The 15,136-nt window shown below is 37.6% G+C and carries 10 protein-coding genes; 4 read left to right on the top strand and 6 right to left on the bottom strand.

All coding sequences use genetic code 11. The annotated features are described in order from the left end of the window. The first annotated feature begins 62 nt into the window (after positions 1–62). A complete protein-coding gene (locus H628_RS0106200; RefSeq protein ID WP_027825682.1) occupies positions 63–1,172 on the top strand; it encodes an endonuclease/exonuclease/phosphatase family protein in 1,110 nt (369 codons plus the stop codon). Between the two features lie 653 nt (positions 1,173–1,825). Here H628_RS0106200 and H628_RS0106195 read toward each other — a convergent pair. Continuing rightward, entirely contained in the window at positions 1,826–4,123 is a 2,298-nt protein-coding gene (locus H628_RS0106195; protein WP_027825681.1) for a glycoside hydrolase family 68 protein, read from the bottom strand. Positions 4,124–4,279: 156 nt separating this feature from the next. Beyond that, positions 4,280–8,176 carry an LPXTG cell wall anchor domain-containing protein gene (locus tag H628_RS0106190; protein ID WP_027825680.1) on the bottom strand — a complete coding sequence of 1,299 codons (3,897 nt, stop codon included), beginning with the start codon at positions 8,174–8,176 and terminating at the stop codon, positions 4,280–4,282. 149 nt (positions 8,177–8,325) lie between these two features. Between H628_RS0106190 and H628_RS0106185 the strand changes: the two genes are divergently transcribed. After that, positions 8,326–9,276, top strand: coding sequence for a nucleoside hydrolase (locus tag H628_RS0106185; protein WP_027825679.1), 951 nt, complete (start codon positions 8,326–8,328; stop codon positions 9,274–9,276). Positions 9,277–9,684: 408 nt separating this feature from the next. Here H628_RS0106185 and H628_RS0106180 read toward each other — a convergent pair whose 3' ends face one another. After that, positions 9,685–10,134 (bottom strand): MerR family transcriptional regulator, encoded by a 450-nt coding sequence (locus tag H628_RS0106180; RefSeq protein ID WP_236692251.1) that lies wholly within the window; start codon positions 10,132–10,134, stop codon positions 9,685–9,687. Between the two features lie 154 nt (positions 10,135–10,288). Between H628_RS0106180 and H628_RS0106175 the strand changes: the two genes are divergently transcribed. Both H628_RS0106175 and H628_RS0106170 read left to right on the top strand, forming a co-directional pair. Beyond that, on the top strand, positions 10,289–11,764 hold the full coding sequence (locus H628_RS0106175; protein WP_027825677.1) for an MDR family MFS transporter: 1,476 nt from the start codon (positions 10,289–10,291) through the stop codon (positions 11,762–11,764). Further along, on the top strand, positions 11,764–12,327 hold the full coding sequence (locus H628_RS0106170) for a DUF4811 domain-containing protein (protein ID WP_027825676.1): 564 nt from the start codon (positions 11,764–11,766) through the stop codon (positions 12,325–12,327). Before H628_RS0106175 ends, H628_RS0106170 begins: the two co-directional genes overlap by 1 nt. A 131-nt stretch (positions 12,328–12,458) precedes the next feature. Here the strand turns inward: H628_RS0106170 and H628_RS0106165 are convergent, their stop codons facing one another. The 3 genes from H628_RS0106165 to H628_RS0106155 form a co-directional block, all read right to left on the bottom strand. Next, complete coding sequence (locus tag H628_RS0106165) at positions 12,459–13,715, bottom strand: ATP-binding protein (protein ID WP_027825675.1); 1,257 nt, start codon at positions 13,713–13,715, stop codon at positions 12,459–12,461. A gap of 84 nt (positions 13,716–13,799) precedes the next feature. Beyond that, positions 13,800–14,468 carry a type 1 glutamine amidotransferase gene (locus tag H628_RS0106160; RefSeq protein WP_027825674.1) on the bottom strand — a complete coding sequence of 223 codons (669 nt, stop codon included), beginning with the start codon at positions 14,466–14,468 and terminating at the stop codon, positions 13,800–13,802. Positions 14,469–14,572: 104 nt separating this feature from the next. Further along, positions 14,573–15,136, bottom strand: a 564-nt coding sequence (locus tag H628_RS0106155; RefSeq protein WP_027825673.1) for a Rib/alpha-like domain-containing protein, incomplete at its 5' end; no start/stop codon positions are given.

The raw sequence follows: 15,136 nt of genomic DNA, 5'->3' as shown, positions 1-15,136 counted from the left end.
GCCACAAATACTTTTTTCTAAGAAACTTTATAGGTATAATAAGCTCCATTGAGGAGAATACTATGAAAAAAGTAATTAAGTATACAATTCGAAGTCTACTAGGACTTTTAGCAATCATTATTATCACTTTACTCGGCTATGCGATTTACATGCAGGCTAATTACTACCGCATCCCTGACCACCAAGTTATCCATATCAAAAATAACCAAGCTAAAACCCTAGCTACAGATAAGACTTACACTCTAACCACCTATAATGTCGGCTTTGGTGCTTATAATCCCAAGTACAGTTTCTTCATGGATACTGGTGAAATGAAAAATGGGGCCAAAACGCGAGGAAAATACGGAACCGCAGTTTCAAAAGCGAGTGAACTAGCTGATACTAAAGGTGCAATTGCCACAATCAAAAAGCAAAATCCCGACTTTGCCTTTTTCCAAGAAATAGATACTAATTCAACTCGCTCTTTTGGCGTTAACCAGGTTAAAATGGCGGAAAACACCTTCGATGATATGGGTAGCAGCTTTGCCCAGAATTTCCACAGTGCTTATATTGCCTTGCCCCTGAACAATCCCCATGGCTTTGCTCGGAGTGGAATCTTGGCATTAAGTAAATACCACATTGATAGTAGCGAGCGCCGGAAATACTTTGTCAGCTCAAACTTAATTGAAAAGTTCGTTGACCCCGACCGTTGCTTCAACGTTATGCACTTACCTGTCAAAAATGGCAAAGAGCTGGTCTTAATTAACAGCCACATGTCCGCTTATGACAAGGGCGGTTTATCTAAGAAAAAGCAACTTGCCCTGCTCAATCACGTTATGAAAACTGAAATTCAAAAAGGCAACTACGTCATCTGCGGTGGCGACTTTAACCATGCATTTGGTGCCAAATATGTTGCGCATTTTAAGTCAGAGCAAAAAGAGCACGACTGGCTAGCTGTCTTAAGTCAAAAAGACCTAGCAAATAGTGGCATGAGAATGATTACTGCACAAAATGCGGATGATGTGCCAACCTGCCGCGGTAGCGATATTCCATACAAAAAAGGCGTAACCTATACCACCATCGTTGATGGCTTCTTGGTTTCGCCTAATGTCCAAGCTGTTAGCTACAACATCGATACTCAATTCGCTTATGCGGATCACAATCCGGTGAAATTGAGCTTTAGTTTAAAATAAGAAAACGCTCGTTTGCTTTTAGTGAATCAAATAAAATTATAAGAGCAAACCTATGTTAAGGCGTTGTCTTCCGGTTCTTTAGGAAGGAGGGGATTTGTATGTATTACATTATTCCTATTAACTTTCTAAAGAAGGGAGGACTGGATTTTGTCACTTTCTGACTTTTTGCAGATTATTAGTACTATAATTCAGGTATTAACATATCTGCAAAATAACAATAAAAAAAGAAAGCAACAAAAAACCGTCGTAACGTGGTAAAGCGACGGTAATTGTTGCATATTATTAATAAAGTAACATAACCGGAAACGATACCAATTAGGTTTGGAGAGAGAGTAGCTGGCAGGCTACTCTCTTTTTTCGCTTTCGTTAAATAAATTATAACTTACGACGGTAATGTTGTAAAACATATCATAAAACCGGAAACGATACCAATTAGATTTGTATCACTTTCCTTAAATGATTATAGCTTAGAAAAAATACGGCAGTCAATTATTGAATGGCAAGTCTTATCAGCCAGCTGAATGCCTTACTTGCCCCAGCCCCATTTTTATAATTTGAACACGAAAAACGGAAACCTACAACTATAATGTAGATTTCCGTTTTTGCTGTAAATATTTTTAATCTTAATATACTTGGATTCTTAGATTTTTTAATTAGTCTTCTTTACGCTTCAAGCCAAGCGCAACCATTACACTTGCAAGCATTGCTGATAATCCAGCAAGAACTGCCAATTGTGATGAATCACCAGTTTGAGGAAGCTTCTTAGCATAGTTATACTTGTTAAGACGCTTAGGATATACAGTCTTCTTAGCTTCTGGCTTAAAGTTAGTCTTTTCAGGAGTCTTAGTACCTTGAGAATGTGAATCTTGATTTGATTTTGGATCTTCATTGTACAATACTGGTCCTAAGTTATATTGATAATTATTCTTAGGATCTTCGTTGTATAGTACTGGACCCAAATCGTAGTCATACTTGTAGCCGTAGCTGCCATTGTGGCCATAACCAATTAAGTCCCAATCAATAGGCTTATTCTTTTCACCTGGTAAAGCTGCAGTATTTTCATCACCAAGCATATTATCGTTTTCGCTAGTTTCGTCCCAAATCCAGTCACCTTGGTTAGTGGTCTTAGCTAAGACTTTAGTTGTTCCATCTGGATTAATTTGAAGTAAGAAACTTGGTGCCCAAGTTGATTCATACTTATCACCTGCTACATGGTTACGGTTAGTGATGTATGAAGTAATTAAAACTTTATCACTTTGGCCTTGAATTGGAACTGCGTAGTATGAATAAGTTGCTGTTCTCCAGTTAGCTGGAACAGATGCAGTTAAAACAACACCACTTTCGTTCAAAGGCTTGAAACCGCCAGTTAAACTGTCTGAAACATAACCAATCATCGCAACATTGTCGCCAACTGCCTTATCAGCTGCTATCCAAGCATCATCATTTGAGCCTCTGTTAAGTCTAGTCGCAGCAAATAAGTAGTACTTATCACCTAATTTAACAACATCTGGTCGTTCAATTTCATCACTAACCATATTAGCTGTTACTAATGGTTTAAATACTTGAGCAACTTGTGGATTAGTTTCATTATCGTCTAAACGAATAATACCAATTGCAGCATTAGCCCAACTAGCTCGAGATTCCATATCATGGTTGGCTAATAATCTAAAGAGTGACTTAATCTTGTATGCATCATCGCCACCATAGTTATCCCAATTATAAATTTGGTCTAAGCCTTGGTATCCTTGCTTACCAGTACTTGCTTCAAAAATTAAGTAACGATTACCCGCTTCATCTTCGACAACATGAGCATCTCTCATTGCTACATTATCAGCACCAGTATTTGTCTTACGCCATTGGTCATAAGTTTGGTAGTTAACGCCATCACCCTCAAAGATTACATGGTCATTAGCAACCTTACTAATCTTAACTTCACCATTTTCAACAGTTAAGTAAAGAGTTGCACTTGCAATCTTTTGATTATTAGCTCTTTGAGAAGTGTCTACCTTAGTGTAAAAGAGTTGAATAGAGCCGTCTTTATTAACAACAGCTGAACCTGACCATTGTTGCAATAAGTCAGTTGCATTATAGCCAAAAATTGGTCCAGCATTCTTCCAATTAGCTAAATCGTTATCACCATACTTGTTGTAAAGAAGGTAAATATGATTGTCGTTATAGCCTGGCATCCCCATCATAGCAACGGCTAATTGATAACCATTCCAGTTAGCCACATAACCAGTCTTAGCTTCTTGAATTGGCCAAGAATCCCAAACATCAAGATGCTCCATCTTACCGGTTTGAGCATCCTTAGTATATGCAGCTGGCATATTCTTAATTTCTTTTGCATTAAAATATGGAATTGCATAGCGAGAGTCTTTGGTTACTAAGGTTTCCGCAATCTTTTGGAAATCGCTATAGGTCATCTTAGTTGCACCAGTTTCATCCTTGTGACTGTAATCTACTCGATTCAAGGCTAATTTTTGTTCATCAGTCAAAGTCTTTGGATCAATACCAGCATTTTTTACAGCTTCAGCTGCTTCTGGCTTTAAACCATCGGCATTATAAGTTGAAGGGTCCCCAGCACTAATTGGGTGGTTAGCTGGAGCAAGTGAACCATCGTTTAAATTTTCATCAGGAGTAGACGCACTCATGGATTTAATTGCATTCAAGGCATTCATTGTAGTCAAAGCTACTTTTGATTGCGCAACCACTTTTTGTGCTTTTGCAGCTTCTTCTGGAGTTTGAGCATTCTCAATTGTTTGCTTAGCTTCAGCAACTTTGCCTTCAATGTTTTGAGTATTATCAACTGTTGAATTATTGGTATCTTTTTGACCATCAGCTTGGTTAAGTTCATCGGCACTTACTGTTTTTTGATTAAGTGCAACACTTAAAACAGTAGTAGCTGCCAAAGTCGCTAAACTAACTGCGGCTTTTTTTAGTTTCTTGTCCATATTTCCTCCAAAGTATCTTTCTGTTTGCAGAGTGCATTCTACCCCCCCCGAAAATATTTTTGTCAATATTTCACATGTACATATTATTTACTTACTTTTGAGCATAATAAAAGGACTTCTGAAATCTATCAGAAGCCCTTATTTAAGCTATTTTTACTAGTTCTTTTTATGCATAAATCCAACTATAAATCCAAAGCTCGTTAAAATCATTCCAAGCACTGTTAAAAGTGAAACTTTATTACCAGTTTGTGGTAATTGTTGATGATTACGCATACTCTTAGCCTTACTTACAGTAGTCTTTGGCGAATTATTAATAATTGGTAATTTATCTGTATTTTCACTTACTTTTGCTTCAATTACCATCTTTGATTGACCATTTGAGCCATTTTTATCATTTACATTTTTTACATATTTGTTTTTAGTAACTTCACTAGTTTGACTTTCTGTATTTAGTGTTTCGGCCTTATCACTCTTAGCACTAATTTCAGCTTGACTAGCACTAGTTGGTTCACTTTCAGTTGAAGTTGCTACTGACTTAGTCGTAGCAGGTTTGGTTTCAACTTCAGGCTTAGTTGTAGGCTGGGTCTCAGGAGTTGCCGGTTCAGACTTAGCTGGTTCAGTATGCTCCGTTGTTTCAATCTTCAAAGCCTTAATTTGATCACTAATACTCTTAGCTTGCTCTTCACCCTTTTCAGCTTGCTTAGCTAAATCAGCAATTTGCCCCTTTTGATTATTAATTGTGGCTAAGTCAGTTTCAATTTCACTAGTTAAACTATCAATCTCACTTTGCAAATCAGTTTGAATTAGCATGATAAACATTTGATTTTGAGCAAGACTAGTAGCAGCTTCATTGGCCTTCTTAGCAGCTACTTTAGCATCAGACAAGGCAGCCTTAATAGTACTTACTTCAGCATCCCCATCAATGTCGACTAAACTAGCATCTTTTTGTACCTTAGCTAAAGCTGCACTATCTTTAGCGCTAACTGCTGATTTACCATCAGCTAACAAATGTTGCAACTTGGTCAACACTTCATTTAACTTGGCACTTGCTGCTTGAGCAGCCTTAAGATAACCAGCCATTTGAGTTTGATAATCTTTAATTTGAGTTAAAATCCCAGCAAGTTTATCATGTTTAGCTTGCTTTTTAGCTGTATCATCAACTACTTGAGCTGCAGCTAAAGCACTTTGAGCATTTTTCAGTTCTTGATCTGCCTGCTTTTTGTTGTTTTCAGCAGTAGTTGCTGCAGTTTGAGCATTAGTTAAGTCGCTTTGAGCAGCTTCGACTGCTGCTTGCGCGGTTTGGGCTTGCTTTTCACTTTCATTTACCTTAGCTTGAGCATCAGCAATGACTTGATCAATATTATCAAGCTTGGCAAGCTGGGCTTGATCATTAGCTAAAGTGTCACTTGCTGTCTTAGCAGCGTTTTGAGCAGTAGTTAAAGCAGTATTAGCATTACTTACAGACTCAGTAGCAGCGCTAACTGCGGCATTTGCACTTTTAACTGCTGCTTGCGCGTTAACAACTTTTTCATTTGCGGCAGTGACTGCAGCTTGTAAACTTTCAATACTTGCTGCTGGATTCTTAATCGCATCAACAGCAGCTTGGGCAGCGCTAACTGCACTATCGGCAGCTTGACTAGCTTTACTTGCAGCATCACTTGCAGCAGTTGCTTGAGTAAGTTCTGTTTGAGCATTAGTTAAAGCAGCTTGTTTTGCAGCAACATCTTGGTCTGCAGTTTCAGCTGCTGATTTCTTAGCATCTAGATCACTTTGAGCAGCTGTTGCACTAGCTTGTGAATCTGAGACTTCAGTTTGAGCATTTTGAGCTTGACTAGTTAAGTCATTAACTTTTTGACTATTTGCTTGGAAATCGCTAACTGCTTGGCTAGCCGTAGTAGCAGTAGCTTGTTTAGTCGTGAAGTCACTTTGAGCTGCATCTGCACTGCTTTGGGCTGCATTAAGAGCTTTAGCTACATCACTTGCAGTATCTTTAGCAGCTTTAAGAGCTTCATTTGCGTTATTAAGCTTAATTTGAGCATCGGCAAGTGCTGCTTGCTTGGCAACCAAAGTCTTTTGGGCAGAGCTATCTTCTAATGGATTGCTTTTTCCTACAGTTACTCCTTCAGTCACTAATCTAGCAGAATCTGAGGTGTTATTATAATTATCTGGAATATAAAGAAATGGTGTTACTTGAACGAAGTGGAGGTAATCCCAGCCAGCATTTTCACCAACTAGCTTTTGAGAGCTAAAGCCGATATAAGTTGGGTGATTTGCTGCAGTATTAGTATTATCAACGCCGCTAACTCCAGTCAAAGACATGGTGTGTCCCATATTGGATTTTTTATCGTTGAAAATCATACCAAACACATCTCCAACAATATTTTCTTTAAGCTGAGCCATTGTAGTTGGTATTGGCATATTAAAACCGGCAGATTCAAGTGGCTGGCTAGTATCTCCTAGAGTCTTTGGAGCGCCAATTACATTAACACCGGCAAAGCCCACTGATTCCATGGCTTTTTGGATAGCATAGCCATCATGAGTAGTTTTATCCCAGTTATCTGCAGTAGATTGGATGGCTACTTTTTTAGCTAATTCAACGGCACCCTTTGATACTTGAGTGACGCCAACATATTTTGTAATGCCTAAGCCTGCTCTAACTTGGTTATAGAGATAAGACAAGAAATAGCTAAGTCTCATAGCTTGGTCGTCAGTTAGATTAGCCACATCAACAGTTTCATTTTGATCTGCTTGAGTCGTATCCACCCAAGATGATTCTAAGCCAGTAGTCATTGCATCTGCCCACTTGTCAAAGGCAGCCTTAAAGGCAGGACTGCGATAACCGGGATTGAAGAATTCATTCATAACCATCTTGCCCTGATACTTAGAATCACCACTATTAGAATCTGCTAATGCAACATTAATTAAGTCTTGAGTAGCTTGCTTTTGAGCATCAGTAAAGCTAATAGTTGGTAAATTAAAGTCAGATGCACTGTCTTCAGCTGCCGCAAGTTCTTTTTGAGCCTCTTTCAATGCTGCTTGAGCAGCTGTTTGGGCAGCTTCTTTACTAGTTAAATCAGCTTGAGCTGCCTTATTGGCGGCAGTTTTAGCGGTTAAGTCACTTTGAGCAGCTGTTAAAGCTGTTTGGGCACTTGTAACTTCTGCTTGGGCTGCCTTGGCAGCGGCTTGTAAATCAGCTAAATTTTTACCAGCAATATTTGCTTTAGCTGCTTGTAAATCGCTAGTTACTTTAGCCAATTTAGCTTTAGCTGCACTTAACTTGCTATTTGCTTCATCAGCTGTAGTTTTGGCTGCTGTTAATGCTGCTTGGGCAGCAACTTGTTTACTTTTTGCTGCATCTGCTGCTTTTTGTAAATCAGTTACTGCTTGCGCAGCTTTATTTTGTTTAGCTTGGGCAGCTGTTAAAGCTTGCAAAGCACTACTTTGCTTGTCTTTTGCTTGAGTTAAAGCTGCTTCTTTACTTGCAAGATCTTTTTGACCTGCTTGTGCACTAGCTAAGGCTGCTTGAGCATTTTTAAGTTCTGTTTGTGCACTAGCTAAAGCAGTAGCCTTTTCATCAGCTGCTTGCTTTGCATTGGTCAATTCAGTTTGTTTTTGACTAACTGTTGCTTTTAAGTTAGTAACTTTATCATTAGCTGCAGTTACATTTGCTTGATCAGTGCTAATTTGGCTAGTTAATTTAGCCTTAGCGCTGTCCACATTTTCCTTGTCATTTTGGGCTTTAGTTAAGGCTGCCTTAGCTGCTGCAGTAGCTGTTTGCGCTTGATTATAACTGGCTTGAGCACTAGTTAAGGCTGCTTGTTTGTCCTTAACAGCTTGATTCGCTTCGTCTAGTGCCTTTTGACTACTTGCAACTTTAGCTTGGGCATCACTCACACGTTTTTGGGCAGTAGCTACTGTATCAGTACTTTGACTTGTACTTTCATCAGTGGTAGCTGCATATACATTGTTTGTCTTAAGCTGCGAGCCGATAGTAAATGCTGCTCCGGTCGCAACTGTACTAATCAAAATATTCCTATACTTATTTTTATTCATAGCTTTGCCTCCATATATGCAAACCCTTACAATAATATATTGTAGCACTTATCAAAAGTTAAGAATAAATTTGCACATTCAACTTCTACGGCAAAAATGTACCAAACATAGTATGATTAAAATAGATGTTTTTTAGAAAGGACTTCACCATGAAAAAAGTAATTTTATCCCTTGATACTGGAATTGATGATGCAATGGCCTTAGCCTACACCATTGCAAAAGATGAGCTCGACTTAATCGGAGTTGTTGGCACTTACGGTAACGTCTACACCGAACAAGGAGCTAAGAATGCCTTAGCTCTTTTACAAATGTTAGGTAAAACTGACATCCCTGTCTTTTTGGGAAATAATCACGCCATTGACCAAGACCACTTCGACCGAATGGAAGTTAGCGCTGATATCCACGGAGAAAACGGAATTGGGCAAGTAAGTATCCCAGCAGCTACTCGCCAAGTTGAAACTACTAGTGGAATTGACTTCATCATTGAAGCAACTAAGAAGTATGGCAAGGATTTACTCGTTATCGCTACTGGTCCAATGACTGACTTAGCCTTAGTTTTACAAAAATATCCTGCTTTTAAAGATGAAATCGGCCAAGTTGTCATCATGGGTGGAGCCTTGACTGTTCGCGGTAATGTTAGCCCTTATGCTGAAGCTAATATTAACCAAGACCCTCTTGCAGCTAAGATTTTATTTGAAAGTGGCACTCCTGTGATTATGGTTGGCCTTGATGTCACAATGAAAACGCCAATCGGTTTAGCTGATACGCAAAAGTGGCGTGAAACTCAAACTACAGTTGGCGAAAAGTACGCTGATATTGTTGACTACTACATCCACATTTATGATAAATATTCACCATATTTACATGGTGGTAGCCTTCACGATCCAGCTGCGGTTTGTGCAGCAATTCACCCAGAATGGTTTACCTTCTTGCCAATGCATTTAACTTGTGAAACTGAAGGACCTAGCCGCGGTAGAACAATTGGCCGTTTAGAAGATTTACGTAAAGCTAAGCCAAATGTTAAAGTAGCAATTGATATTAACGCTGATAAAGTGAGCCACGACATTTGTGACAGCTTAGAAGAATTATTTAAAAAATAAGCAAAAGAAAAAGATCAAGAAATCCTAAATTCAGGAAATCTTGATCTTATTTTGAGAATAAAATTTTCTCAAACAAGTGCTCTTGATTATTTAAGAATTATTTCTAAAAATCTTTTCAAGAGTTTTTTCAGGTACTTTGGAGGTACCACAATGATAAAAAACAAGTAAAAGTTCATAGTAAGGATTTCTCCTTCCTAGCACAATTGAGATGGTTAATCTCTAGACGTGCATCATGTTATAATGTAGTTGTGATAAAAAAACAAGATTGACGTGCAAAGGATGAGTTGGTTACTCAATCCATCGTCGACGTTTGTGGGTAGTTCGCAAGAACTACCTTTTTTGTTTAAATAAGCAAAAGAAAAGATCAAGAAATCCTAAATCTAGGAAATCTTGATCTTATTTTTTATCTTACCGTAATTCGTATTTAACCCCATCTGCATTGACAATGCCATAGAGTTCTTTACCTTCACATTTAACCCCTAAGTCAATCTCACCATATAAGTGCTCTTCATCAGTTACCGTAACTTCTAGGTTATTACTTTGATTAAAAAGAAACTTGCTTAAGACTTTACGTTTTTGCGTTTCATTAATTGTCTTTTCATAAGCCTTAGCCAAAGTATAGCCCTCATCTAAAAAGCTCTTAATCATAATACATTTACCGACCATCAAAAAATTGTATCTTCGTACCCCTTTTTCATTATCTGCAATCGGCTTGATATAACCTTTTTCTTCCCAATAGCGCAACTGTCTTTGGCTAACTCCAATCGCGTCGCTTAAGTCACCAATACTGAGCTGAACTTTTTTAATTACTCCCAAAAAATTGGTATGCGGGTTAAACATGGTGTCACCATCTTTCATATCTCTTAATATAAATATTATAGCTTAATTCTAATTTATTTTGACATATTTGTAAAATTATTTGACAAATGTGTTGATTCAACTTACAATCTTTAATTGTCAGATAATTTAACAATTAAGTTAAGTCTTTTACAAAGAGGAAAGGGGTTAAATAATGATTTCAACTGATATTCACGGTAACAAATATAACCGTGCTTTATTGATGACCGTGCTGATTACAGGTTCGTTCGTCACAATTTTAACGGCTACTTTATTAGCCACTGCTTACCCATCAATGATGAAAACTTTCAACATTGATGCAAGCACTGTACAATGGTTAACTACCGGATTTACCTTAGTTAACGGAATTATGATTCCGGTCAGTGCCTATCTAATTAACAAGTTATCGACTAAGTTTATGTACATTAGTGCCTTAATTATTTACTTATTAGGGACAATGCTGGCTTACTGGTCACCTAACTTCCAAGTTTTACTTGCAGGTAGATTGGTTCAAGCTGTCGGAGCTGGAGTCTCAATGCCATTAATGCAGTCAATCATCTTAATGATTTATCCACCTGAAAAGCGTGGAGCTGCCATGGGAACAATGGGTCTGGCTATCGGAATGGCACCGGCAATTGGCCCAACTTTATCAGGTTATATCGTTGATCACTTCACTTGGCGTGATTTATTCGGCATGATTATTCCGATTATATTAGTAGTTATTATTGCTGCCTTTTTCTTAATGAAAGATGTCTTGCCTAACACTAGCCCCAAGCTTGATTTCTGGTCAGTTGTAACTTCAATTGCTGGTTTTGGAATTATGCTTTACGGTTTTGCTGAAGTTGGTAGTAAGGGCTGGGATGACACCACTGTAGTTGCATCCCTAATCATTGGTGCAGCAATTGTCGCCTTATTTGCAGTTCGCCAATTTAAGCTTGAAGAACCATTTTTGAATTTGAATGTTTTTAAAACTGGTCAATATACTTTAGGTACAATCATCAGTAGTTTGGCTTATATGGGAATGCTAGCTGCTGAAATGATTTTGCCCCTTTATATTCAAAATGTCCTTGGTAAAAGCGCCTTTCAATCAGGATTAATCTTGCTACCTGGCGCAATTGCCATGGGTGTTATGTCACCAATCACCGGTCGTTTATTTGATAAATATGGTGCTAAACAAATGGTTATCACTGGGGCAGTCATGTTAATCTTCGGTACAAGCGCCTTCTTATTCATCGGTCCTAATACTCCTACTATCTACATCACGGTCTTTTATGCAGTTAGAATGTTTGGAGTGGCGATGATGATGATGACAGTAACTACAGCTGGGATGAATGCTTTGCCACTTAACTTAATGACGCATGGTACTGCTGTTAACAACACCGTCCGCCAAGTGGCTGGTTCAATTGGAACTGCAATTTTAACCTCAGTCTTGACCAATGTTGCTAATTCCAATACTCCGGCTAAGAGTCTATTAACTCAAAATCCTTTAGCATATAAAGATAAGGCTATTGACGCTGTGATATTAGGCTACAAAGCTGCCTTCATGGTTGCAATTGTATTTGCAGTTTTACTACTATTTGCTGCACTATTTTTACAAAAAGGCAATATCGCTAAAAAAGATGAAATCACTAATAGTAAGGAGGTAAGATAATGGCTGTTCTTTTATTAATTATCGGCTTAGTAATTTACTTTATTTTCAATGTTATTCCAATTACTAAATTTCACTACCTCTTTGCTTACCTCGGTTTAGCACTCGCCTTAGTTAGCGGAATTGGCATCATGGCCAATGAAAATGCTCATTTTGGAATGAGTGAAAAAACCACTACTAAAGTACAAAAAATCAAGCCAACTGCTAACGTTGGCCAACTAAATCTTTTAGTTTATAAACACGTCGGCAGTAAAGGTCCTAAAGTTTATGTTTACAATGGTAAAAGCAAGCATACTCAAGCTAATACCAAGACTAAAAATATCGTAAAAAAAGGCTACACTACTGCTAAGCTTGTAACCAAGGAAACTCGCTATCAATTCAAAAATAAGTTTTATCAACTACTCTTTGGCTTTTTAGGTAAAGAAAACCAGTTAAAAAAGCGGGTAAATACTTTTGAAGTGCCAAATACTTGGAAGGTACTCTCAAATGACCAAGTTACTAAGTTAAAGAAGCAAATGATTGTAATGCAGAAAAAGCAAATGCAGGCACAAATGCAGAAGAAATAAGGTTAACTCCTTTAAAAAATCCATGTAAAAAGACTAGGAATTTCCTAGTCTTTTTTCGTTCGCAATTTGGACGAAAAAGCGGGCGATTAGCTAATCGTCCGCTTTTCGCGCGCGCGTAAATTTCTTTGCGCTTATTTTGCTACTCGATATTTGGTACTGCGCCCTTTTCCAACTTTTGTAATATATCCAGCAGATATTAAAGAATTAAGCAGCTTTAAGACTTTGGTCTTACCAAATCCACTACTTTTTACTAGTTCGGTTGAACTCAACTCTTTATCTTTTAGCAGTTGATAAAGCTTTTGTTCATTTTCACTCAGGTCAACTGGCTCTGTTTGTAAAATTGGAAGCTTAACTGTAATTGAATTATCAAAAATTAAAAATTGTGGTTTTACAATACTATTTTGATATTCACTAAAAATCCGTTGCACTCCTGTACCAAATTGTTCAATTAGACCTAATCTGAAAAAGATTCCAGCAATAATTGGATTTCTTAAAATTGAAATCTGTCCTGCCAAATATTCCTGCTTACTTATTCCTTCAGGCAACCCTCCTGGAGACGTAATTTCAATTCGATCATCAAACATTGAAACTTTAATTTGAGCATTAACATCCCAAGTTCGATGGACTAAAGCATTAGCAATCGCCTCTCTAAAAGCCTTTTCTGGAACTGTCTCAATAATAATTCGTTTTGATCCATGAATTTCTTCACGTTGATAATATTGACGATACTTTTCAAGTGCTAATTGATATTCTTTCAGAATTGAAATATGTTCATATTTCTGTCTATCGAGCATAACATTAATATTTTCACCAAATCTAACAAGATCAATCCCACGAAAATCATTTTGATCTGCTAGCAAGGCACCAGCATTAGTATAACCGCTGTCTGCTTTTTTCAAATTTAAAGTAACTAAGATATCAGATGTTATCTTTTTGATATCTAGCTCTCTAATTAGAGCTTCTTGTAGTGTATCAAATTTCAAATTCTGCTTTGCAGAAATCAGACTGTCAAATGAAATATTTTTGCTTACAAGAATTAAACGAGACAATTCAACTGAATCAATTTCAACAGTTGCACTATCATTTCTCTTATACGCTTTAGATTTATAAAAATAAGGTGCATCAGTCCCCTTATTAACAGTCAGAATAACTAATTTATTTTTCTCATCAATTGATAAATCATAATTAGGATTAGGCTTAATCGAATCGTTTATTTTATTTTCAATATTTAAACATGCATTAACTGGATCATCAATTCCAACAATTTCACCATTATCGGCTCTACCAAATATTATCTTTCCTGTTCCATAATTTGCATATGCACTAACAGTTTTTAAAAAAGTATTTGTAATCTGTTCTTTAAATTCTAGGTTTTTGCTTTCTCGCATATACAACACCTCATATCAATTATATCAAAAAACGGGCGATTAGCTAATCGTCCGCTTTTCGCGCGCGCGTAAATTTCTTTGCGCTTATTTTGCTATAAAATCAAGCAATTGATACATAATAGTCTTATTTTCAGCTGGTACATTTTGCTTCAAAATATCAGCTGGAGTTTGCTTTAAATCATTATGGTCCAAGGCGTAGTCACCATCATTGACCACCATTTCGCGCACATTATCAGCTAAAGGTTCAAAGTGAAATTGTAGACCAAGAACGTGACTACCAAAAACAAAGCCTTGATTTTCCACCAAGTCACTAGAAAAAAGCAAATGCGCTCCATCTGGAATTTCAAACATTTCCTCATGCCAGTGCAAGGCTAACATCTTTTCTGGCAAGCTGTTAATTGCATGACTCTTTAAATAAACTGGAGCCCAGCCGACTTCTTTATGAGGAGCCTTATGAACCTCACTGCCTAAGACCATTGCAATTTGTTGTGCACCATAACATGCACCAAAAATTGGCGTATCACTGGCAATCAGCTTGGCTATTAGCGTTCTTTCAGCCTTAATCCAGTCTAAGTCATCATTTGGACTCATCGGACCGCCCAAGATCACCAACATATCGGTTTCTTCAGCGCTCGGCAATTTACCAAATTGGTAGGGATGGTAGACATACATATCATGTCCACGATCATAGCACCAACTAGCAATTGCACCTGGTCCTTCATTTGGGGTATGTTGTAAAACATTAACTCGCATCTTGTGCCCTTCTTATCTGTAGTTACTTAAGATACGGTAATTATAGCATCAATTAAATAAACAAAAAATCGAATGAACTTAATCATTCGATTTTTATTTTCTTACTAATCTTGCTTTTTCTTTTTGTCGAAAAATGCCAAACCAGTCAAAGCAATTACAGCTAAGCCTAATGCTTGTAAAGCTGTAGTGTGATTACCTGTTTGAGGCAAGTGCTTTTGCTTGTTAATTGCTAACTTCTTATTAGCTTGACTAGCCAAAGCGCGCTTTGCCTTATTTACTTTAGCGCTAGCAACATTTGCATGCTTATTAGCTCTAAGCTTATTTACCTTAGTTTCAGCAGGAGTTACGTTAGCTGCAGCCTTATCTTCGCTACTCTTAGTTTCTGAAGCTGTTTCAACATCAACTTGAACTTCGCTCTTTGAGCCATCAGGATAAGTAATCACAATTGTACTTGAACCAGTACCAGGTACTGAAGTATCAGGTGCTTGGTTACCCTTCCAAGTATAAGTAGTGCCTGCAGGTAATTTATCCTTGTTGCCAATAGCATCTTCAGGATTTGGAGTTTGACCTGGGACAACCTTGATTGGCTTAACTTCAGGCTTGTAGGTATCAGCATCTTTGCTTTGTTTAACTGGTGCAGGAACTGGAGTGTCAGAAGTTTGACTACC

Origin of the sequence: Lactobacillus psittaci DSM 15354 (assembly GCF_000425905.1) — a bacterium.
Taxonomy (GTDB): domain Bacteria; phylum Bacillota; class Bacilli; order Lactobacillales; family Lactobacillaceae; genus Lactobacillus; species Lactobacillus psittaci.
This window is presented reverse-complemented; position numbering and strand designations above follow the sequence as displayed.

Bases quoted from the DNA above. Each gene is read 5' to 3' on its own strand.
- H628_RS0106180 (WP_236692251.1), bottom strand. From the start codon at position 10,134: ATGAAAGATGGTGACACCATGTTTAACCCGCATACCAATTTTTTGGGA.
- H628_RS0106195 (WP_027825681.1), bottom strand. From the start codon at position 4,123: ATGGACAAGAAACTAAAAAAAGCCGCAGTTAGTTTAGCGACTTTGGCA.
- H628_RS0106190 (WP_027825680.1), bottom strand. From the start codon at position 8,176: ATGAATAAAAATAAGTATAGGAATATTTTGATTAGTACAGTTGCGACC.
- H628_RS0106200 (WP_027825682.1), top strand. From the start codon at position 63: ATGAAAAAAGTAATTAAGTATACAATTCGAAGTCTACTAGGACTTTTA.
- H628_RS0106165 (WP_027825675.1), bottom strand. From the start codon at position 13,715: ATGCGAGAAAGCAAAAACCTAGAATTTAAAGAACAGATTACAAATACT.
- H628_RS0106170 (WP_027825676.1), top strand. From the start codon at position 11,764: ATGGCTGTTCTTTTATTAATTATCGGCTTAGTAATTTACTTTATTTTC.
- H628_RS0106160 (WP_027825674.1), bottom strand. From the start codon at position 14,468: ATGCGAGTTAATGTTTTACAACATACCCCAAATGAAGGACCAGGTGCA.
- H628_RS0106185 (WP_027825679.1), top strand. From the start codon at position 8,326: ATGAAAAAAGTAATTTTATCCCTTGATACTGGAATTGATGATGCAATG.
- H628_RS0106175 (WP_027825677.1), top strand. From the start codon at position 10,289: ATGATTTCAACTGATATTCACGGTAACAAATATAACCGTGCTTTATTG.